Origin of the sequence: Borreliella afzelii, assembly GCF_014202295.1 — a bacterium.
GTDB classification, from domain to species: domain Bacteria; phylum Spirochaetota; class Spirochaetia; order Borreliales; family Borreliaceae; genus Borreliella; species Borreliella afzelii.
Genome location: NZ_JACHGM010000001.1, coordinates 1 through 24,344 on the forward strand (window position 1 = coordinate 1; position 24,344 = coordinate 24,344).

General features: G+C 28.8%; 14 protein-coding genes. 7 read left to right on the forward strand and 7 right to left on the reverse strand.

What is annotated here, in order from left to right:
* Nucleotides 1-355: 355 nt before the first annotated feature.
* The 3 genes from HNP63_RS00005 to arcA all read right to left on the reverse strand — a co-directional run bounded on the left by HNP63_RS00005 (nt 356) and on the right by arcA (nt 4,107).
* A complete protein-coding gene (locus HNP63_RS00005) occupies nt 356-1,777 on the reverse strand; it encodes a YfcC family protein (RefSeq protein WP_183226888.1) in 1,422 nt (473 codons plus the stop codon).
* A 49-nt stretch (nt 1,778-1,826) separates the two neighbouring features.
* Entirely contained in the window at nt 1,827-2,813 is a 987-nt protein-coding gene (gene argF, locus HNP63_RS00010; protein ID WP_011601269.1) for an ornithine carbamoyltransferase, read from the reverse strand.
* 64 nt (nt 2,814-2,877) lie between these two features.
* Complete coding sequence (gene arcA / locus HNP63_RS00015; RefSeq protein WP_011601268.1) at nt 2,878-4,107, reverse strand: arginine deiminase; 1,230 nt, start codon at nt 4,105-4,107, stop codon at nt 2,878-2,880.
* A gap of 185 nt (nt 4,108-4,292) precedes the next feature.
* Between arcA and HNP63_RS00020 the strand changes: the two genes are divergently transcribed.
* The 3 genes from HNP63_RS00020 to HNP63_RS00030 are packed head-to-tail and all read left to right on the forward strand — an operon-like array spanning nt 4,293 to nt 7,029.
* Nucleotides 4,293-5,903: a hypothetical protein gene (locus tag HNP63_RS00020; protein WP_183226890.1), complete on the forward strand. Its 1,611-nt coding sequence runs from the start codon at nt 4,293-4,295 to the stop codon at nt 5,901-5,903.
* 9 nt (nt 5,904-5,912) lie between these two features.
* A complete protein-coding gene (locus HNP63_RS00025; RefSeq protein WP_011601266.1) occupies nt 5,913-6,512 on the forward strand; it encodes a ribonuclease H family protein in 600 nt (199 codons plus the stop codon).
* The gene (locus HNP63_RS00030) at nt 6,481-7,029 is read left to right on the forward strand and encodes a hypothetical protein (protein WP_004789814.1); all 549 of its coding nucleotides are present in this window, start codon (nt 6,481-6,483) and stop codon (nt 7,027-7,029) included. The genes HNP63_RS00025 and HNP63_RS00030 overlap by 32 nt, the downstream gene beginning before the upstream one ends.
* A 9-nt stretch (nt 7,030-7,038) precedes the next feature.
* On the opposite strand, the gene HNP63_RS00035 is transcribed toward HNP63_RS00030, so the two are convergent.
* Genes HNP63_RS00035 through uvrB form a run of 3 tightly spaced genes read right to left on the reverse strand, consistent with a single transcriptional unit; the run spans nt 7,039 to nt 15,306 of the window.
* Nucleotides 7,039-10,488, reverse strand: coding sequence for an LPS-assembly protein LptD (locus HNP63_RS00035; RefSeq protein ID WP_183226892.1), 3,450 nt, complete (start codon nt 10,486-10,488; stop codon nt 7,039-7,041).
* The gene (uvrA, locus tag HNP63_RS00040) at nt 10,443-13,295 is read right to left on the reverse strand and encodes an excinuclease ABC subunit UvrA (protein WP_004789478.1); all 2,853 of its coding nucleotides are present in this window, start codon (nt 13,293-13,295) and stop codon (nt 10,443-10,445) included. Before uvrA ends, HNP63_RS00035 begins: the two co-directional genes overlap by 46 nt.
* Before the next feature lie 16 nt (nt 13,296-13,311).
* Complete coding sequence (gene uvrB, locus HNP63_RS00045) at nt 13,312-15,306, reverse strand: excinuclease ABC subunit UvrB (RefSeq protein WP_004789513.1); 1,995 nt, start codon at nt 15,304-15,306, stop codon at nt 13,312-13,314.
* A 142-nt stretch (nt 15,307-15,448) separates the two neighbouring features.
* Between uvrB and HNP63_RS00050 the strand changes: the two genes are divergently transcribed.
* The 4 genes from HNP63_RS00050 to HNP63_RS00065 all read left to right on the forward strand — a co-directional run bounded on the left by HNP63_RS00050 (nt 15,449) and on the right by HNP63_RS00065 (nt 23,382).
* On the forward strand, nt 15,449-17,158 hold the full coding sequence (locus HNP63_RS00050) for a phospho-sugar mutase (protein ID WP_004789823.1): 1,710 nt from the start codon (nt 15,449-15,451) through the stop codon (nt 17,156-17,158).
* Nucleotides 17,159-17,252: 94 nt separating this feature from the next.
* Nucleotides 17,253-19,400 (forward strand): AAA family ATPase, encoded by a 2,148-nt coding sequence (locus HNP63_RS00055; RefSeq protein ID WP_221244516.1) that lies wholly within the window; start codon nt 17,253-17,255, stop codon nt 19,398-19,400.
* A 20-nt stretch (nt 19,401-19,420) separates the two neighbouring features.
* Entirely contained in the window at nt 19,421-22,549 is a 3,129-nt protein-coding gene (gene ileS / locus HNP63_RS00060; protein WP_183226894.1) for an isoleucine--tRNA ligase, read from the forward strand.
* Nucleotides 22,543-23,382, forward strand: a complete 840-nt coding sequence (locus HNP63_RS00065; RefSeq protein ID WP_048830731.1) for a hypothetical protein — start codon at nt 22,543-22,545, stop codon at nt 23,380-23,382. Before ileS ends, HNP63_RS00065 begins: the two co-directional genes overlap by 7 nt.
* Nucleotides 23,383-23,395: 13 nt before the next feature.
* Here HNP63_RS00065 and HNP63_RS00070 read toward each other — a convergent pair whose 3' ends face one another.
* Nucleotides 23,396-24,334 (reverse strand): ROK family protein, encoded by a 939-nt coding sequence (locus HNP63_RS00070; protein ID WP_011601258.1) that lies wholly within the window; start codon nt 24,332-24,334, stop codon nt 23,396-23,398.
* Nucleotides 24,335-24,344: the final 10 nt, after the last annotated feature.

A 24,344-nucleotide genomic window follows, 5' to 3' on the forward strand; every position in this document is an offset into this window, starting at 1 on the left:
GTATACTATTAGATTATATTATATAATATAATCTAATAGTATACAAAAGATTCACAACAATTGGTTGAAAAAATTTGAAAATGAAAACAAAATAAATTAACTACTTCTCAATGGGAATTTCCTAAATAAGTGTATAATGTTTTTGTGCAACTTTTTTTTAAAAAAAAGGCAAATCTGCTAAACAAAAAAATTTTCATAGAATAAATCCGAATGAATTTATTCTAATTGGTGTACATCTTATCAATTCTTTTAGCATCAATCATCAATTTGCTGGAATTATTATGGATTCTGGAATTCAAACCACTAGCAACTAGCAATACTAGTTAAAGCAACAAAGAATCCCTATAGCTAGTAGCTAAAAATTCAAATAAACGTTGGCTATAATAACTAAAATAGAAATAAAGAACTCAATAATAAATAACGGCAAAACAAACTTAAACCAAGTACCATAACTCAATTTAGATATCCCTAATACAGCCATTATAACTCCGCTTGTAGGTGTTATTAAATTAATAAGTCCAGATGAAGTTTGCATGGCAATAACAACTGAAGACCTCGGCATTGACAAAAAATCAGCAAGTGGAGCCATTATTGGCATAGTTAAACTAGCATGCCCTGATGAAGATGGAACAATAAATCCTATAAATATTTGAATAATTTCATTCAAAATGATGAAAAAAGGTCTTGGAAGATTATATAAAAAATTAGTAGCGGCATTTAACATAGTAGCTGTAATCAAACCATCATCACATACTATCATAACACCTCTAGCAAGCCCAATAATAAGAGCTGCTGTTATCAAACTTTCAGAACCTTTCACAAAAGCATCCCACATTTCAGATTCATCCAATCTACAAATAAAAGCCGATATAATAGCAACTCCAAGATATAACATTGTCATTTCTTGCATCCACCAACCAAGCTGAACAATACTAAATACCAAAAACAATATCATAAACCCAAACAAAAGTAAAACTAATTTACGAGCAAAAGTAAACTCAAGAGTATTTTGAACATTATCTTCTTTAGAAATCTCATTTTTTACAAAATATTGATAATGTTCATTTTTTTTGGAATACACAAGTGATTTTGAGGGATCCTTTTTAATTCTAGATGCATAAACACAAACATAAATTATAGCAACTAATATTGATATAAAATAAAGAACAATTCTAAAAGAAAATCCATCCTGCAAACTAATAGAGGCTATTGCAGATGCAATTCCCGTAGCAAATGGATTTACAGTAGAAGCCATAGTCCCCACTCCAGCTCCCAAAGCAATAATAGCTACTCCAACAACATTATCATAACCCAAGGCCACTATTAAGGGAATCATAACAAAATAAAAAGGAAGAGTCTCTTCACTCATTCCAGTTACAGTTCCACCAATTGAAAAAATAAACATTAACAAAGGAATAAGCAATTTATCTTTATGTCCTAACTTCTTAATTAAAGAATAAATTCCCGCATCTATTGCTCCTGTTTTCATAATAATCCCATAAGCACCTCCAACAATTAAAACAAAAATAATAACTTCAGCTGCATGTTCCATACCTTTTGACATTGCAGTTAGAATAGTCATAATAGGATGTAAAAACCCTCTAGGACCTCTATCGATAGTTTGATAAGTTCCGGCAACGATTATCTCCCTTTTAGGCCCATCGCCTATTTGCCTAAATTCTTTATCAAACTTCCCAGCAGGAATCACATATGTTAAGATAGTAACAAACACAATTAAAGAGAATATTATTGTAAAACTACTTGGCATTTTGCTCATAACATTCCTCCTAAATAATTTCAAATTTCATATAAATAAATACCATTTATTATCCCAAAGTCGATACCATAACGGCTTTAATGGCATGCACCCTATTTTCAGCAACATCAAAAACAACTGAATTTTTACTTTCAAAAATTTCTTCTGTAACTTCAATTCCATCAAGTCCATATTTATCAAAAATATCCCTACCAACCACAGTACTCAAATCATGAAAAGCAGGTAAACAATGCATAAATATTGCATCATCTTTTGCCATGCACATCAATTCTTTATTGACCTGATAAAGCTTTAGAAGATTTATTCTATCTTCCCAATTACTCTCCTCGCCCATAGATACCCACACATCAGTATACACAACATCAGCGCATTTAACAGCCTCCTCTTTAGAATCCGTAATTGTAATTTTGCCCCCACTCTTTAAAGCTAAAGACTTAGCCTTAAGAGTCAAATTGGAATCTGGAAAAAGCTCTTTGGGGGCAAAAATTCTGAAATCTAGTCCCATAATAGCACAACCTTTTAACAAAGAATTAGCAATATTCCCCCTGCCATCGCCACAAAATACTATTTTAATTCCTTTTAAACTTCCCTTATGCTCTTTTATTGTCATCAAATCAGCTAGTATTTGGGTTGGGTGAGAAATATCTGTCAATCCATTGTAAACAGGAACATTAGAATAATTTGCCAAACATTCAACAGTCTCTTGAGAAAACCCCCTAAACCCAATGGCATCATACATGCGCCCTAAAACTCTAGCGGTATCTTTCATAGACTCTTTTACGCCTATTTGATTCCCCTTAGGTCCTAAATACGTAATATTTGCCCCTTGATCATATGCTGCAATTTCAAAAGCACACCGCGTTCTTGTTGAATCTTTCTCGAAAATTATAACTATATTTTTACCTTTAAGTTTCTGCACCTCAATTCCTGCATATTTTGATTTTTTTAAATCAATCGATAAATCAAGTAAATATTTAATATCTTTGCTTGTAAAATCTAAAAGATTTAAAAAGCTCCTATTTCGTAAATTATACATAATAACCCCCCAACCTTACAATTAGTTTTTAAAAACCATCAGTTTAGTTCATTTAAGTCGAATACTAAATATCCTCTCTTATTAACGGCATAGACATGCATCTTGGACCTCCACGACCTCTTGAGAGCTCACTAGACGGAATTCTATGAACCTTAATGCCATTTTCTTCAAATAACTTATTAGTCACATGATTTCTAGAATAAGCAATTATTTCTCCTGGAGCTATAGCTAAAACATTAGCACCATCATTCCATTGTTCTCTTGCCCCATGTATTAAGTCTCCACCCGCACATTTTATTATGTCAATCTTCCTGCCAAGATAAAAACTTAAAACATCTTTAATCCTGGCTTTTTCTTTTTTAATATGAATTTTACTGGAACTTGGATTATATGTTAAAACATAAATTGAAAAATACATATCATCACTTGTAAAACTTGTAAAAACACTATAATCAATTTGGGTAAAAACCGTATCCAAATGCATATAAGACCTATTTTTTGGAATTTGAAAAGCCAAAATTGTATCAAATGAAGTCTTATTTTTAAAAAGGCTAATAGCCAATTTTTCTACAGACTTTGCTTCTGTTCTTTCGGAAATTCCAATAACCAAAAGACCTTTGTTTAAAACAAGTTCATCTCCACCTTCTAAAGAAGCCTCTTCCCATCTATTTAACCAAATTGGAACATTTTCCTTGTAAACGGGATGATATTTAAAAATATACTCTGCAAATATTGTCTCTCTTTGTCTAACTTTAGTAAACATTTTATTTATTGTAACTCCATTGCCAATACTAGCAAAAGGATCCCTAGTAAATAAAACGTTGGGCATAGGATCAATAATAAAAAGATTTGCACCATTAACCAAATCATCAAGAGAAGACGTATAATTTTTAAGCTCCTCTGTTACAACACCCGAAATCATTTTAGAGATCATATTATCAATAGTTAAGCTAGAAAAATAATCTTTTAAAAGATTAATTGTAAAATCTGTTTTTATTTCTGCCTCCAAAATAAATTGAGATATAAATTTATTTTGGAGCGCTACAGAAGAAACAAGAACCTCACTAACAAGGTCCTCAATATACTCAATTTCAACTAAATTATTTTTTAAAATACTTGCAAAAACTTCATGCTCTTGTCTTGCAACTTCAAGATAAGGAATATCATCAAATAAAAAATTTTTCATAATAAAAGGTGTTAAATTTTCTAATTCTTCTCCTGGCCTATGAAGCAAAACTTTTTTCAAACGACCTATTTCCGAAAATATATTTATAGGATTTAAATATTCTTCCATCGGCTTTCCCCTTTATAAAAATTGCCATATATTAAAATATTATAGTTTATCTTAAAAAAGATCAATCATTTATTAATATTTTTAAAAAATATTACAGGTGTAGAAAATTTACCAAAAACAAAAAAGCAGATTTAAGTAATACCTTAAATCAAAAACATTGACAATAATTATGCTAAAATACTACCATGAAGAAAATTAATAGATTAATATTGACTGCGCACGCTTTACTATTCTCTTGTTCCTTAATTGCAGATAACAAGTCAAAAAATCTAAACACATCAGAAATCATATTAACACAAAGAACACCGCTAGAAAGCTCTTTAATAAAGAATCCTTCTAGTACAGAATATCGAATACCAATATCCAGCATCCAAGAGATTTTAAACAATAGCGATAATTCTTTTCTAATAAAACAAACAGCAGCAAAAATTAAAATAAGTCCACAAAAACTAGAAGAAATAAAAAACTATTTAAATGCTTATAAAAATTATTTAAATAATGAAACAGAATGGATAAAGTTTATAGATCAAAGCAGCGTCAATGGTAATATAACAATTAAAATTGATACTGCTTTTGAGAAAAAAACAAATTTTAATCATACAAATTCAGATAATGAAAAATTGACAGCATTAATAGAATTACAAATGCAACTAGAAAAAGAAATTTTAAACTTAATTGAGCAAACATTCCATGATAAAAATTTAGGATACATACAATTTAGCCATATCAATTCATTCTTCCCTCAAGAAAATATAAACACAATAACAAAAGAAATAATAGATGGGGAAGAATATGTTGCACCTCACACAATAGCAAATCAATTATTAAAAATAAAAGATAAAAAATATTTTGAACAATTTATGCACTTTTTAAAAGTTGAAAACAGCACAATAAAAACGATAATTGATAAACAAAAAATTGCAGATCTTCACAATGAATTGTATTATTCAAAACAATCATCACCTTCTAGAAGAAGAAAAAGATCAACTACTGACTCCAATAATAGCAATCAATATGATCTAATACCCCAAATAATAGACCCAAATACAGGCATTGAAATAACTCCTGAAAAATTCAGATCTCTTTTATCAAATGGCGACATAATACTAATAAAACCAAAAATAGATTGGACAGAGTTTTTTTATTTTTGGCAACATGTAGGAATATTTGATGAAGAAAAATACGAAGCCACTAAAAAAATTGCGTTCAATGGGAATGATAGTTTTGATATAAAATCAATAATTACAAGCAATCAAATCAAATTCGATACAGCATCTACTCAAGGCTCAGGATATGAAAAACTTTCAACATATGTACAATCAAGAATATTAAAAATATTCTCACCAATAACAGACACAAGAACAATCCAAAAAGCTATTAATTTTGGAAGAAGCAGATATATTGACAATAACTTTGGATATATGATTCCATTAATATCCTCTAATTTATGGACAGATTCATTTAATCTTGAAGAAATTCATAACAAAACCTATTGTTCTTTAGTAGTTGATAGAATATATAAAATAGCGGGTCTTAATGTATCAAGAAATTACGAAATTTCAGGAATAATTACTCCTGGAGAAATAAATGCGGCCGCTTACAATTTTTACATGTCTTATACGATTGCAGGAATACTCCCCAGCGTGCTTCCAAAAAGACTCATTAAACCAAGCTTAAAAGAAAAATTCATTGGTTACAACAAAGAAATAGTAGATACAATGGAATTGAAAAAATCAGAAGAAAAAATTTTTGGAAGAGCTTGCAATATAACAAACCTCTGGTGCTCAGGAAGCTAATACTGCTATATGGACAAATATTATGCATGTATTTTGATCAATAGTAATGAAAAAATTATTTTCAAATCCTGGGAAGAATGCAAAACTGCTATTAAAGGAAAAAATAATAAAATAAAAAGTTTTAAAACAATAGAACAAGCTCAAAATTGGCTATTTAATAATGGGGATACAATCTATCATCACCCTATTGGAATATATTTTGATTCTGGAACAGGAAGAGGAAAGGGTGTAGAAATTAGAGTTGTAAACGAAAAAAGAATTTCAATATTAGACAAAATCCTAGACAAATCCTTGATTAATGAATATGGCAATCATTATGTAAAAAATTTTCAAGGGATTAGCAACAATTTTGGAGAACTACTTGCCCTATACACAGCACTCAAAATAGCATTAAAAGAAAACATAACAAACATATTTGGCGACAGCAAATTAATAATTGACTATTGGTCAAAAGGAATATATAATAGCAAAAAGCTAAAGCAAATTACTATTAATTTAATCAAAAAAACAGTTGAACTAAGGAAAAAATTTGAAGAACAAGGTGGAAAAATTTCTTTTATTCCAGGAAATGAAAATATTGCAGATCTTGGCTTTCACAAAACTAAGTAAAAATATTACTAAAAAATATATAAAAACAATATTCCCGCTTTCAATGGTTTATTTTTATTGTTGCACAACAATAAAAATAAACCCTAATTATGAAACTGATTTTAAAGTTTTAGAATCTCCTTCTAAATACATTAGCATAGATCTAATTAAAGCGACAAATGAATATATTTATATTCAAATTACAAACAATAGTTTAGACGTAGTAAAAATAAATTGGCAAAACACCAGTCTTAACAACAATAAAATTGTCTTAAAAAAAGAAGATCTTGCAATAAACAATGAAACAAAGTATAAAAATAAATATAGGGAGTTTTTTATTGGCCCTAAAACTTCATTTAAATTTAAAGCATATCCAAAAATTTTTTCCAAACTCCAAAATAGCACTGCTTTAAACTCAGCAGCTATTAAATATCCGTCTATTTTCAAACTCAACATAACAAAAGTAGGAATTGAAGTAAAAAAAACAATAAATATTTTAATAACAAGAACTGTGAAAATCAATGCTAGCAATACATAAAAATCGTTATTATTTTTTTGTTTTTCTATTAATGATAAGATCATAGTTTGTATCTTTATTGTTTTCAAATGATGCTTTTACAGGAGCAAAAAAATTCCAAGAAATATAAATTGTAAAATTATTTCTCCAAATAGGAGAATAAATACCGTCAGATCCTTTTAGCAAATCTGGCTCTAAATTATATTCGCCAACAAATTTCCAATCATAAAAATTAAATTTAAAGCCTGATGAAAATTTTTTAATTTTAAAAAGTGAATTTTTTCTGTCTTGAGAATTAAAGAAATTAAAAGATTTCAACAAATCAGTAAAAATATTGACGGTCTCAAGACCAATTTGATCCATATATCCTTTAAAATATCTAAAAGTCTTAGTATTTACAGAAAAAGTAGAAAAATAAATTTCTAAAAATTCTGTATATTTAAATTTAAAAGTCAATGCAGTCCAAAGTTCATTATCAGTAAATTTTTGTAAATTTATTTTCCAACCAGCATCTATTCCTAAAGTAAAAGAAAGCTTCTTATCAAACAAATTTAAAACGTTAAATTCTTTCTTATAACTAGAATCTAAAGAATATGGAACAAGTTTAGTTGCAATGCCAACCTTGGAAAAATCCCCCTTTAAAGGATCATAATTATATTCAAAATCATCTTTCATCGCAAACAAAACCTGAAAATCAAAAACATTAAGCTTAAAAGAAAGTTCAGAAACTCTATTTATTAAAGGATCATAAGCAGCTAAAAAACTAAATTTAAAATAATTCAAATATCTTGGCTCAATTTTATAATACAAAGCAGGAGACATTTCTAAATTTTTATAAGGTGACGATGGTTTTTGAGGCTCTAAGGGATTCAATAAAGATTGAACACCAGAAATTCCAGAGTTTTTTACAGCATCTTCTTTAAACTTTTTATAATATTTAATTCCAATTCCAGCTTCTTGCAATAAATAAGGAAAATCTAAAGAAAGTTTAAGTTCAGAAGAAGCTTTAATATCTTCAAAACTGTTTTTTAATTCGCCTGAAAGCTCAGCATTAAAATAATTATAATCATAAATCAAAGAAGCTGTTAAGCTTTGATAAAAAGTTTCCGGATCAGAGAAAAAAATACTACTATTCTTATTAACTAAAGATTTTACATCAGTATCATATTTCTTATTAAATGAATACAAAGTAACCTTATTCTCAAGCTTCAAAACACTTCTAGATAATAAAGGATACCTAATAAAAGGAAGCAGGTTTAAATTTATTTGATTAATAACAGAATGTTCACTTTTTTTATCTTTATCTTCAACTTTAAAATCTTTAGTTAAGGGATTATACTCAATAGTATTAAGATATAATAAATTTTCAAAAGTAATTAAACGATTATAAAAATCCGCATGAATTTTTATATCCGTTTTATTTTTTATATCAAATAAATAATTTTTTATTTCATAATTAAAGTCCTTTGGACTTGTGATGCCATAATTATTGAAAAATACATTATTCCTTAAATAAGGATTAATACCAAACCTAATAAAAAAAGAATCAAATTGATCAATACTTTTTAAAGTAATTGGTTCTGGAGAAATATATAAATTTTTATTTAAATCTTTTATTTCTTCAGTCTCTCCCCCCTTAGGACTCTTTTTATAATTATCTTTATCTTCTAGATCTTTAATTTCTGGACGCATTATAATTTCTTTAGCATCAGATGGAAATGTCCATTGATTATTGTAAAGATCTTTTTGGAAATTTAAATCAATATATGGAGCATAAATTCTCTCCAAATAAAACCATTTTCTTGTAGGATCATTAATCTCTTTTGGTTTCTCCAAAGGAGATTTAACATAAAGGTTCTCATAACCCGACAATTTGAAACCTAAGCCTAAATTATTTAATTTGTAATCTAAAATTGAACCATCATTAAATGTTCGGCTATAAAAAGAAGACAAATTCCAATCAAAAGAGTTAATACTGGTTTGCTCTTTAACCGAATCTTCACCTAAGTTTAAAAGAGAAAAAAATGAAGCACTCTCTATTCTGTCTCTAAAATCAATATTAACATATGGATCGGAATAGTGTTCTAAAACAACCGAAAAAAGTGCATCACTTAAAAGAAATTCTGTTTTAAATTTAAGTAAATATCTAAAAGGAACTTCAAACCCAAATATATCTCCTTTGTTAAGATTAGAAAAACTAAAAAGAGATTGTTTTAAAGTTCTATTATCAAAAGGATAATATCCTCCATCATAACTATAAACATTTCTGGTAAAACCTAATCCAAAATTTCCCTCTAAAGTTTTAAAATGCCCCAAAGTATTGCTCAAATCAAAATCAATTCCGGAATAAAATCCCAGATTGGCATAAATATCAAAAATCAACTTAACATAATCTTTATTAGGATTTTGTGCTAAATTTTCTGCAAAAAAATAAGTTAAATATCCATTTCTTATATAAGGTTTTTTACCTGAATTATAAACAGAATTAAAATCAAAATCCAAAAAAGAAGAATCTTCGCTTGAAGATTTATTACCAAAAAGATAAATAGTGTTAAAAACAGAAAAACCTTTGCGTGGATTTACGCCTAAAGATGGATTAAAAAATAAACTATCTCCCGGTCTGAAAAAAAAAGGAATATAGAATACGGGAACTCTTCCCATATAAAATATAGCATTTAAAAACCCAAAATCTCCTGAAGGCAATACCCATATTTTAGCAGCCTTGATCGAATAATAGGGCTCTGGAATTTTACTAGTTGTTGCAAAAGCTTGTTCTAAAATAGTAACATCATTGTCTATCTTTTTTAAAACTTTTCCTCCAAAAGACAGAATATGATCTATTTGATTTTTTTGCATTTTTTTTTGGAGAATGCCATCTTTTAATAGAAAATTCTGAGAATCAAAATCAACAAAAAATTCATTACCATAAAAATAAAGCTTTTCATTAGTATCCATATCAAGAACATATTCGACATTTCCAATAGAATAAAGTTTTTTAGAGTTCTTATTAAGGACTATCCTGTCACCTTTAATATTATGCTTCTTATTTTCTTTAATATCTTCAACTAAGATATTAACTCTTCCTTCAAAAACAATACTTTCATCCTTAGTAAGTCCATAAGTAAAATTTTCAAGATTGTCTGTAGCTTCAATTATTATTTTATATCTACCAGATCCAGCAAGTCCTTTTCCTTTAACAAAAAGCTCGGGATCTATTCCAAACTTTTTTAAAAGCAATTCTCGTATTTTTACAACATCTGTTTCTTTTAGGCCTTCTTGTAAAGCCCATTTTTTCAAATCCTCATCAGTTGAAAGCTCAAGTTCTCTTAAATAAGATTTTTGACTTAGAGTTAACTTATCTCTTTTTTTAGAATTTTCATCATTTACAGTTTGAGCAAAAATCACATTAGAAAATGTTAAAAAAAATAACAATATTATAAAAGATTTTTTAAAAACATTCCTGTATAGGAATTCTCGCATTTTGCAACCTCTTCGGGAATACCAGAAACAACAACATTTCCTCCTGCTAATCCACCATCAGGACCTAAATCTATTATATAATCTGCCTGTTTAATTACATCCAAATTATGCTCTATGAGTACAACTGTATTACCATTAGAAACTAACCTCTGCAAAACCTCTAACAACTTTTTTATGTCATCAAAATGCAATCCGGTTGTTGGTTCATCAATAATGTAAAAGGTTTTACCTGTGCTCTTTTTACTCAATTCAAAAGCCAACTTAATACGCTGAGCTTCGCCCCCTGATAAAGTTGTTGCGGATTGCCCCAATTTAATGTATTCAAGTCCAACTTCAATTAAAAATTTTAAATAATGATTAATTTTTGGAACATTCTCAAAAAAGTTTTTAGCTTCCAACACACTCATCTCTAAAACATCGTGTATATTTTTCCCTTTGTACCTAACTTCTAAAGTTTCTTCATTGAATTTTTTACCCTTGCACAAATCACAAGGAACAAAAACATCTGGCAAAAAATGCATTTGAATATTAAGATACCCATCTCCTTGACATTTCTCACACCTTCCACCTTTAACATTAAAAGAAAATCTACCGGCCTTAAAACCTCTTGACTTTGCATCCGGAAGCTTAGCAAAAAGTTCCCTAATTTCTGTAAAAAATCCAACATACGTTGCTGGGTTTGACCTTGAAGTTCTTCCTATTGGTTTTTGATTTATTTGAATAATTTTATCGATTCTTTCATACCCAATAATGTCTTTAAAGCCATCACAATACTTTCTATCAAGCTTTAATCTGCTGTCAAGAGCTGGATATAACACTTCGTTAAGCAAAGTACTTTTTCCACTACCAGAAACACCTGTTATTACAGTGAAAACTCCCAAAGGAATACTTACGTCTATATTTTTAAGATTGTTTTTATTAGAACCTAAAAGCAAAATCTCTCCCTTATCTGTCTTTCTTCTAGAACTTGGAACATCTATTTTAAACTCACCACTCAAATATTGACCAGTTAAACTATTTTTACTATTTAAAATATCTATTAAGGTTCCCTTTGCAACTATTTCCCCTCCAAGAATTCCAGCACCAGGGCCCATATCAATAATATAATCTGCGGTACGCAAAGTTTGCTCATCATGCTCAACAACAATTACCGTATTGCCAAGATTTTTAAGATTAACAAGAGTAGAGATTAATTTTTCATTATCTCTTTGATGAAGGCCAATGCTTGGCTCATCAAGAACATAAATAACACCCGAAAGTGCTGACCCTATTTGAGTAGCAAGCCTAATACGCTGAGCCTCACCCCCGGATAAACTACCTGATATTCTATTTAAATACAGATAAGAAAGACCAACATCAATTAAAAATTTAAGCCTACTTTTAATTTCCTTTAAAATTTCTTTAGATATTTTTTCATCCACCGCATCAAGCTGTAAGTTTTCAAAAAACATATAAGAATCAAATACAGACAAATTAGTAAGATCTTGAATATCTCTCCCATTAATTTTCACTGTTAAAGCTCCAACACTTAAACGCTTTCCTTTACATGAATTACAGATTTTTTTAGACATCAAATTTTCATAAAAAATTTTAGTGCTTTCTGATTCTGTTGTAAGATATCGTCTTTTTAAAAGAGGTAAAAGTCCTTCAAACTTTTTAGAATAATGAAACCCTCCATCTACCTCTTTTGCTTCCATTTCTTTGGACTGGTAAATGAAATTTATTTTTTCATTTGATCCGTACAAAATCTGTTTAAGAACTTTATCTGGAATGTCTTTTATAGGAGTATTTAATTTAAAATTAAAATGCTTGGCAAGCCCCTTGAAAATAGCTACAGACCAAGATGAACTTGTCTTAAACGTAATAAAAGCATCATCATTAAAAGAAAGATTGGTATCAGGACAAATACTCTCAAAATCAAACTCAAGTGTAACGCCAAGACCAGAACACTCACTACAAGCACCAAATGGACTATTAAATGAAAAAAGTCTGGGCTCTATAAAAGGAAGTGAAAATCCGCACAAAGGACAACTATTATGCTCTGTAAAAAGCTTGTCTATTTTTTCTAAATCATTCTCAATTTCCACTCGTAAATATCCATTAGAAACAGAAAGGGAAGTCTCAATAGATTCTGCAAGCCTAACTCGAACATTATTGCTAAGCTTGATCCTATCAACTATAATTTCAATAGTATGTTTTTTATTTTTATGTAAATTTAAATTAAGTGCATCTTCTATTAAATAATCTTTGGAATTTATTCTAACTCTATTGAAACCTTGATTTAATATTTTTTCTAAAACTTTTTTATGCGAACCTTTAGAGCCCCTTACAATTGGTGCAAAAAGTATAACCTTAGATCCTTCAGAATAACTTAAAATAGTATTAACTATTTTATCTAAAGATTGCTCTTCTATTAATCTTCCATCATTTGGACAGTATGCTTTACCTATTTTAGCAAATATTAGCCTATAATAATCATAAATCTCAGTAATTGTTCCAACAGTAGAACGAGGATTATTACTTATTGTTCTCTGCTCAATAGCTATAGAAGGAGAAAGTCCATCTATATAATCAACATTAGGTTTTTTCATTACGCCCAAAAACTGCCTTGCATAAGCTGAAACGGATTCCATATACCTTCTTTGCCCTTCTGCAAAAATAGTATCAAAAGCCAAGGAAGATTTACCAGAGCCACTCTTGCCAGATATTACAACTAAACCATCTTTTGGAATATCCACATCAATATTTTTTAAATTGTGTTCTTTTGCTCCCCTGACAATAATTTTTTTTTTCAAATTTTTTAACAAAGATTACACCTCTCTTTCATTTATTGCGAGCCACACTAATTTTGCTACCAAGCTCTTTTATTTTATCTCTTAAAACAATTGCATCTTCAAATCTTTCATCATTAACAGCTTCTTCTAGTTCAAATTTAAGCTTATCAATAAGCTTTTTTTTAGACAATTTCTCACCTGAAACCATTTTTTCAAAGTCATAGCTAATATTTTTATTTTTGTTATTTAGTTCTTTTTCTAAAATATTTTGAATCTTCTTAACAATTGTCTTAGGAGTAATATTATTTTTTTTATTATAATCAATCTGAATTTGACGTCTTCTATTAGTCTCCTCAATTGCCTCCCGCATAGCTACACTTATTTTGTCGTAATACATTATTACAAGTCCATTAGAATTTCTAGCAGCCCTGCCAATTGTTTGTATTAATGAAGTAGCAGATCTTAAAAACCCTACTTTATCGGCATCTAATATTGCAACAAGAGATACTTCTGGAATATCTAAGCCTTCCCTAAGCAAGTTAATACCAACAATAACATCAATTTCAGATTTTCTAAGCAATGAAATAACTTCTACTCTTTCAAGAGTGTCAAGCTCTGAATGTAAATATTTTGCCTTTACACCAAGAGTTACTAAATATTCAGTCAAATCCTCAGACATTTTTTTTGTCAAAGTAGTAATTAAAACCCGCTCTTTAAGAGCTACTCTTTTTTGAATCTCGATATAAAGATCTTCCATTTGCCCATCAGAATGCCTAGTAATAATTTCAGGATCAACAAGGCCTGTGGGACGAATTATTTGATCAACAATCACACTACTCTTTTCATTCTCTTCAAAACCTGGAGTTGCAGATACAAACACAACCTGATTAATTAATGCGTCAAATTCATCATACTTAAGGGGTCTATTTTCAAGCGCTGCAGGAAGTCTAAATCCGAAGTTAACAAGATTCAATTTTCTAGAATAATCTCCATTATACATCCCCCTAAATTGTGGCAATGTAACATGAGATTCATCTACAAACAATAAGTAATCTTTTGGGAAAAAATCAAAAAGACAATAAGGTCTTCCCATTGTGCTTCCACTCAAATATTTAGAATAATTTTCAATGCCAGAGCAAAATCCTGTTTCTCTAAGCATTTCCAAATCATACTCCACCCTCTGCTTAAGTCTCTCGGCTTCTACAAGCTTGCCATTATCTTTAAAATATTGACATTGGAGATCTAAATCATAAGATATTTTAGGTATCGCTTCTAATACGTTTTGATAAGGAATTACAAAATAAGATTTAGCAAAAAGAGTAAAACTATTCGTAGCTCCTAAATTTTTTTTAGAAAATGAACTAATCCTATATATTTTAACAATCTCATCAAAATCAAAACAAATTCGATACGCAAACTCTCCATGCTCACTGCTTGGCCAAATTTCAATAATATCTCCCTTAATTGAAAATTTATCTCTTTCTAGATTTATCAAAGTTCTCTCATAATAAAGCTCTACAAAAATATCTGATATTTCTTTAATAGAAATTCTTTGACCTACAAAAAATTCTCGCGCTGATTTTTTGAAAAAATCCGGAGATCCAAGAGCATAAATTGAAGATACAGTTGCAACAACAATAACATCTCGTCTTTTAGCAAGAGACGTTACCGTTCTTATTCGCTTAATTTCTATCTCAGAATTAATAGTAGCTTCTTTTTCAATAAATAAATCCTTTGAAGGCACATAGGATTCTGGCTGATAATAATCATAATAAGAAACAAAATATTCAACAGCATTGTTTGGAAAAAAGTCTTTAAACTCTCTATAAAGTTGCGCTGCTAATGTTTTGTTATGACTTACAACTAAGGCAGGTCTGTTTAAGTTTTTAATTATATTTGCAATTGTAAAAGTCTTTCCACTCCCCGTAACACCTTTTAATGTTTGATACTTATTCCCTAGCAAAATAGAATTTTCAATCTCTTTTATTGCCTTAGGCTGATCACCAGCGGGAAGATATTCTGATTTCAAAAAAAAATCTATCATTAATTTAACGACCAAAATTGAATACACATTCTTATAAATTATCTAATAACAAATTCTATATCAAGTACATAATTCATTATAAATCAATATAATTTAATTAATCTTTGTTTAATAAAATAAAATAAAATAAAAGGAATAGCTGATGCAAAAACTCGAAGCCAAAAGAAAATTAAAAAATTACATTCTTCTTGAAGAAGATATATATTTTCAAGAAGAAGCAATAAAAATTCAAAAAACAAATAATGAGACAGAAATTCTAAACAGATTTTACAAAGATCTAGAATTTGGCACTGCTGGAATGAGGGGAGTCATTGGAGCTGGAACATGCTATATAAACACATATAATGTAAAAAAAATAAGCCAAGGAATATGTAACTATGTACTTAAAATAAATAAAACCCCCAAAGTTGCAATAAGTTATGATTCAAGATATTTTTCAAAAGAATTTGCTTACCATGCTGCTCAAATTTTTGCCTCAAATAATTTTGAAACATATATATACAAAAACTTAAGACCCACCCCCCAACTATCTTATACAATAAGAAAATTTGATTGTGATGTTGGCGTTATGATAACAGCAAGTCATAATTCAAAAGAATATAACGGCTATAAAGCATATTGGAAAGGTGGAATTCAAATGATGCCACCTCATGACGCACTAATAACTAATGAAATTAAAAAGGTAAAAAATATAATAAATACAATTACCATAAAAGAAGGAATTGAAAAAAAGATTATCAAAGAGCTCGATAATGAGATCGACAAAGAGTACGTAAAAACAATAAACAAAGAATTCCCTGATTTTGAAAATAACAGTAAAAAAACAAACTTAAAAGTAGCCTATACAGCGCTACATGGCACCGGTGGAACCATAATAAAAAAACTCTTTACAAATAGTAAAGTACAGCTTTTTTTGGAAAAAAGCCAAATAATGCCAAACCCTGAATTTCCAACAATAAACTATCCTAATCCAGAAAAAAAAACATCAATGATTAAAGTAATAGAGCTTGCAAAAAAAGAAGATTGTGACATTGCCCTTGCAACAGATCCAGACGCTGACAGAATAGGGGTTGCATTCAAAGATCAAAACGAATGGATATTCTTAAACGGCAATCAAATATCATGCATTTTAATGAACTATATACTCTCAAAAGAAACGAATCCTAAAAATACATTTGTAATATCATCGTTTGTAACAACACAAATGCTAGAAAAAATTGCCCAAAAATATGGTTCTCGAATTTTTAGAACTTATACAGGATTTAAATGGATAGGAAGCTTAATTGATGAAATGGAAAAAAACGAACCAAATAAAAAATTTGCTTTTGCATGCGAAGAAAGTCATGGATATCTAATAGGAAGAAAAGTTAGAGATAAGGATGCATTTTCAGCTATAAAAGGGATTTGTTCTTTAATGCTTGATTTAAAAGCTAAAAACCAAACAATTAAGGATTACCTTGAAAAGATATATAAAGAATTCGGATATTATGAAGAATTTAATATAGAAAAAAACTTTGAAGGAGCTAATGGAGAAATTCAAAGAGAAGCACTAATGTCAAAGCTAAGAAAAGAACAAAAAATGCAATTCGCAGGAATTAAAATAATTGAAAAGTTAGACTATCAAGCTCTTAAAAAGATTAACTTCAAAAAAGAAATTTCAGAAATCAAAGAATACAAATACCCTACAAACGCAATAAAATTTATACTTGAAAACGAAATTGTAATAACCGTAAGACCTTCTGGAACAGAACCAAAAATTAAATTTTACATATCTGTAAAACTCGAGTATAAGGAAAAACATAAAATATTTGATATAATAAATGCAATAAAGATGGAGATAAAAAAATATTAACATAACAGAAAATTTAATAAATTTAGTAGAAATAGATTCAAAAGAAATTGCAAGAAAAAATAAAAATAAAGAAGTTTCAATTTGGCATCTACTAATGTCTATAATTACCACTCCCAAAAAATCTGAAATAAAATTTATAGATACCAAAACTCTAAAAAACATTAAACAGGAAGTTCTATTTGAAATAGATAAATTAGAGAAAATTTTAATAGAAAAAAATGAAATAATTATTCCAAAAATCAATAAAGAAATTTTTGCTCTCATAAAAGAAGCTAAAAAGGAGTTTAAATCCAAACCCTTAATAGGAGCAAAAGAAATTTTTTATCAAATATTAAAAAATAAAAAACTTCTAAAAAAGTATAAACTAAGCAAATCTACCTTCGACTTCAAAGATCAAAATGTATTAGAATACATGGAAAAAAATAAAATAAGATTAATTGAAACCTACAAAGAATTTGATGAAGAAATACGACTTGAAAATGAACACTTTGAAATTGAAAAGTATGTCAAAAATTTAACAGCGCTTGCAAAAAATAAAAAATTAGATCCTTTGATTGGAAGAGAAGCAGAGATTAAAACTCTTGCAAATATACTCTTGAGAAGAAACAAAAATAGCGCAATGCTAATAGGTGAGCCTGGCGTAGGAAAAACAGCAATAGTTGAAGGACTTGCATCAAGCATAGTACAAAAAAAAATAAGCAGCAAACTACAAGACAAAACAATTTTAATGCTTAAAGTTTCAAACTTGGTATCAGGAACAAAATATAGAGGTGAATTTGAAGACCGTTTAAATAATATAATTAAGTATATTGAAAAAAATAAAAACACAATAATATTTATTGACGAAATACATACTTTAATAGGAGCTGGAAATTCCGAAGGAGCTCTTGATGCATCAAATATATTAAAACCATCACTTTCTAGAGCTGAAATACAAATTATTGGAGCAACCACTTATAATGAATACCGAAAATATATTTCAAAAGACAAAGCATTTGCCAGAAGATTCCAAACAATTACTGTAAGAGAGCCTAATGAAAAAGATACACTAAAAATAATCAAAAATATTGCAAAAAATTTCGAAGACTATCATGGAGTAATTTATGAAAAAAGTGCGCTTACAAATATAGTAAAGCTTTCATCTAAATATCTAATAAATAAAAGATTTCCAGATAAAGCAATAGATATAATAGACATTGCTGGTGCAATTAAAAAAGAAGAACTTACAAAAGACAATGTTGTAACATCAGATGATATACAAAAAGCAATAAATGAAATACTATCTATTAAAACAACAAATAACATAAAAGAAGAAATTTCAGAATTAAAAGAAATAGAGAGTAAAATCAATCAAAAAGTGATCGGACAAAAACATGCAGTAGGCGAGCTTATTAAAGAAATTATTAAAGTCAAACTTGGACTCAATGACGATTCTAAACCTTTAACTTCAATATTATTAATAGGATCAAATGGATGTGGAAAAACCACTTTAATTGATGAACTATCTAAAAAAATCATTAAGGATCAAAATTCAGTATTAAAACTAGATATGTCAGATTACAAAGAGGAAAACTCTATTTCAAAATTAATTGGCACAAATCCAGGATACGTGGGTTACTCTGATGGAGGCATTCTGACAAACAAATTAAAACATTCATTTGAAACTTTAATATTGTTTGAAAACATTGAAAATGCCCACAACTCTATATTAAACTTAATAAGTCGAATGCTTGAAAACGGAGAAATTATTGATAGCAAAGAGGACAAAATACTATTTAAAAACACAATTATAATAATGACTACAAATGTTGGATCTAGAATGCTTCTTGGAGAGAAGAATATTGGATTCAACAAAAATCAACAAACAAACGCAGAGACAAAAACCTTTAAAGAAGAAATAAACCAAGATCTTGAAAAAAGATTCAAGTTGTCCCTTTTAGACAGAATTCAAAAAAAAATTATCCTAAATGTCCTTACAAAAGACAACGTAGAAGAAATTTGTAGCAACTACTTAAATACCCTTAAAACAAAATTTTACTCTAAAGGAATTGAAATAGAAATAAAAAAAGATATTAACAAATTCATAACCACAAAATACTATAAAAAAAATTCAGGAGCAAGAAGCGTAATTGCTGCAATAAAGGAAAAAATAGAAGAAAATATTATCACTAAAATAGCTGAGAATCAAAATATAAATAAAATAACAATTTATTTAGAAAAAGAAGAAATAATAATAGAATAAAGGAGAATTATAATATTAATATGTTTAAAAAAGTAGAAAACAAGGCAAATTTTCCTAAAATAGAAGAAAAAATATTAAAATTTTGGAATGACAACAAGATTTTTGAAAAATCAATGAAACAACGAGAAGGATGTGAAGAATTTACATTTTATGACGGGCCCCCTTTTGCAACAGGACTTCCCCATTTTGGACATTTTGTTCCAAACACAATAAAAGACATAATTCCAAGATACCAAACAATGCAAGGCAAATACGTTAAAAGAAATTTTGGATGGGATACTCACGGACTACCTGTTGAATACGAAGTAGAAAAAAAATTGGGAATTTCTGGCAAATACGAAATAGAAAATTATGGGATTGAAAATTTTAACAAAGAATGCAAAAAAATAGTACTTAGATATACAGAAGAATGGAAAAATATAATCTTGAGACTTGGAAGATGGGTGGATTTTGAAAAAGGCTACAAAACTATGGATATAAACTTCATGGAATCTGTATGGTGGGTATTTAAAAGTCTTTATAACAAAGGTTTAATCTACGAAAGTTATTATGTACTCCCCTATTCTCCAAAGCTTGCAACTCCACTTTCAAACTTTGAAGTGAATCTTGGAGAATATAAAGAAGTCAATGACCCATCATTAACAATAAAATTCAAAATAAAAGATAAAAACGAATACCTACTAGCATGGACAACCACCCCTTGGACATTGCCCTCAAATCTTGGAATTGCAGTGGGGCAAGAAATAGAATATTCTAAAATTTTTGACAAAAAAAAAGAAGAGATTTTAATACTTGGATCAAAAAAGCTTAATAGCTATTATGATGATGAAAATTCCTATACTATTATAGAAAAATTTAAAGGAAGCAAGCTTGAAGGCATAGAATATGAACCTATTTTCAACTACTTTTTAGAACAAAAAGATAAAGGGGCTTTCAAAGTCCACATGGCCGATTATGTTACAACTGATGATGGAACAGGAATTGTTCATATTGCTCCTTTTGGAGAAGAAGACTACAGAATACTTAAAAAACACACAAATGTCGATATAATAGATCCCTTAGATGCTGAATGTAAATTCACAAATCGGGTAAAAGATTTTCAAGGACTTTTTGTAAAAGATGCTGATAAAAAAATAATAGAAAACCTAAAATTACGCAATTTTTTATTCAAAAGAGAAAATTATCTACACAGATATCCATTTTGTTATAGAACAAACTATCCAATTATTTACAGACCAATAAGCTCGTGGTTTGTAAATGTAGAAAAAATAAAAACTAAACTCTTAGAAGTAAATGAAAAAATTAATTGGATGCCAGCTCATTTGAAAAAAGGAAGATTTGGGAAATGGCTAGAAAATGCAAAGGATTGGGCAATAAGCAGAAACAGATTTTGGGGAAATCCAATTCCAATTTGGATATGCTCAAAAACAGGGAAAAAAATTTGCGTTGGATCAAAAAAAGAGCTTGAAAGTCTATCTGGTCAAAAAATCGAAGACTTACACAAAGACAAAGTGGATAAAATAACTTGGCCAAGCAAAGATGGCGGCACATTCATAAGAACAAGCGAGGTTCTAGATTGTTGGTTTGAATCTGGAGCAATGCCTTACGCAAGCAATCATTATCCATTCACAAATGAAAGTAATTTTAAAAATATATTTCCTGCTGACTTTATTGCAGAAGGCCTAGATCAAACAAGAGGATGGTTTTATACTCTTACAATCCTAGGGGTCTCTCTTTTTGAAAGCACAGCATTCAAAAACGTCATTGTAAATGGACTTGTGCTTTCAAGCGATGGAAGAAAAATGTCAAAATCCTTTAAAAATTATACAGACCCAATGGAAGTAATAAACACCTTCGGAGCCGATGCTTTAAGGCTTTATTTAATAATGAGCCCTGTAGTCAAAGCTGATGATTTAAAATATAGCGACAATGGGGTAAGAGACGTTCTTAAAAATATAATAATACCCATTTGGAACGCTTATTCCTTTTTCACAACTTATGCAATAATTGACAAATTCCAACCTCCAAAAAATTTCAACTTAGTTAAAAACAATAACCTTGACAAATGGATCATAAGCGAACTTGAAAGCCTAAAAAAAATACTAAATAACGAAATAGACAAATATAATTTAACAAAATCAATAGAATCTTTACTTGAATTTATAGATAAATTGAATAATTGGTATATAAGAAGATCGAGAAGAAGATTTTGGAAATCAGAAAACGATAAAGACAAAAATGATGCCTATGAAACATTATATTATGCAATCAAAACTTTAATGATTTTACTGGCACCCTTTATTCCATTTATAACAGAAGAGATTTATCAAAATTTAAAAACCGATGAAGACAAGCAATCAATACACCTTAACGATTATCCTAAAGCAAATGAAAATTTAATCAACAAAACAATTGAAGAGAAAATAAATCTTGCAAGAAAAATAACTTCAATGGCAAGATCACTCAGATCATTACATAATATAAAAATACGCATGCCTATTAGTACGATATATATTGTCACAAAAAATCAAAATGAACAAAATATGCTAATAGAAATGCAAGAAATAATATTAGATGAAATAAATGCAAAAGAAATGAAAATAAAATCTAATGAAGAGGACCTCATAACTTACAAAGCAAAAGCAAACTTTAAAGAACTTGGAAAAAAGCTTGGGAAAGATATGAAAACAGTATCTATTGAGATTAGCAAGCTAAAAAATGAAGATATAATAAAAATAATAAATGGAATATCTTATGAAATAAAAGTGGGTAATACAAAGTATTACTTATCATTAAATGATATAATATTAGAAAGAGAAGAAAAAGATAACTTAAAAGTAATCAATGAAGAATCTATTACAATAGGAATAGACTCGCTAATCACAAAAGAGCTATACTTAGAAGGACTTACAAGAGAATTTGTAAGACAAATTCAAAATTTAAGAAAAGAAAAAAATTTTGATGTGAGCGATAGAATAAACTTATACATAGAAAATAATGAAACATTACAAGAAATACTAAATAAATTTGAAAAATATATTAAAACTGAAACATTGGCCTTAAATATCATATTTAACAAAAGCAAGCTAGAAAAAAAAATAAACCTCGACGACAACATATTTACAATAATAGGAATTGAAAAATGTTAAAAATAATCTTAAAAACATTAACAAAAATAATTGCTATTTCGTGCCTCATAGTAGGATGCACCAGCTTACCTTATAGCCCTCCAAAACAAAATCTAAATTACTTAATGGAGCTTTTGCCTGACGCAAATTTATATGCCCATGTAAATTTAATTAAAAATAGATCTATTTACAACTCTTTAAGCCCTAAATATAAATCCGCTCTAGGGCTTATAAATGATTTATATTTTAGCTATAAAAAAGAAAATAACGATTTTGCTCTACTAATAATGGGCAATTTTCCAAAAGATATTTTCTGGGGAATTCATAGAAATAGAAATACAGAATCAATAGGTAATATATTTGCAAGTCCAAAATGGAAACTTAAAAATTCAAACATATACATTACCCCGAACAGAGCTAGAACCAGTATTACAATAAACCAAAAAGATAAAACTTTAAAAGAACATAATATACTAACAACAAAATATATTAAGGAAATAGAAGAAAATGAAATGTTTTTTTGGATTCAAGATTCAAAATTACTGCTATCAGACCAAATAGCAAGTAGTAAAAATTTAATCCCTTTTAGCAGTGGAACCCTGTCTATAAACAGACTAAATCAAAATGAATATATTTTTAAATCCCTACTCCAAACAAATAACCCATCAATATTAAAAATATTGTCAAAAAAACTAATTCCAACTATCTTGACAAGCATGAGCAATCTCACAATATCAAGCCCTGTAAAAGCCACAATAAAAGATCAAAATACAGTAGAAATAGAATTTAATATTCAAAAATCTAGTGTTGAAAACTTTATAGCAAAACTAGCTTCAAACATTCAAAAAACCTAAATTCATAAGTTTATTAATCAAAAGAGGGATTATTTTGCTTTTTACAAGTAAAATAATGATACAAAGCTCCAATTTTACCAGATTCATTATTAAATTTAGTCGGTTCAAGTGTTACAAGATTTTTTATGTTATTATTATTTACAAAAGCCATTTCTAACGACCATAAATTTTCTAATTTTTCATATATTCTATCTATTAAATCAGACCTTGCGCTTATTCCTCCCCCAATTAAAATCTTTTCGGGATTTAAAATAAAAGTTAAATTAAAAATACCAAATGATAAATTCTCAAAAAATCTGTCAACTTCATTCTTGGCATGAATATTTCCATTCTCAGCAAGATCAAAAACACATTCTCCTGAAACTTCTTTTAAGGGCTTCTCTAAGCGCATAGCAACTCTTTTCCTTAAAGCTGAAACAGAAGAAATAGCCTCCCATCTACAATTAAAAGGAATATTATTGCTAATACCTCTAGTAATCATAAATCCAACCTCTCCGGACATAAAAGAACTTCCTCTTAAAAGTTTGCCATTTGTAAAAATTCCAGCACCAATTCCTGTGCCAAGGGTTATAGCAATAAAATCATTAGAATCAATAGCATTACCCTTGAATTTTTCTGCTAAGGCCACACAATTAGCATCATTTTCAATCTCTGTACTTACTCCGGTTAAAGATTCCAATCTCTCTTTTAAAGGATAATTAACAAAGCCAGAAATAGCATTTACTCTAATAACATTTCCCTTAAGATCAACAAACCCAGGAATACAAATTGCAACCCCTGCTATATTACTCGATTCTTTGTAAGCATTAATAAGATTAACTAAAGTATTTACTAGTTCATCAGAAGTAGTCCCCGTACTTATTTCATTTTTATCAAAAAAAACACCGCTTGAATCTGCAAGCGAATATTTAGTATTAGTCCCGCCAATATCAATTGCCAAATAATGTTTCATATTTATCCTC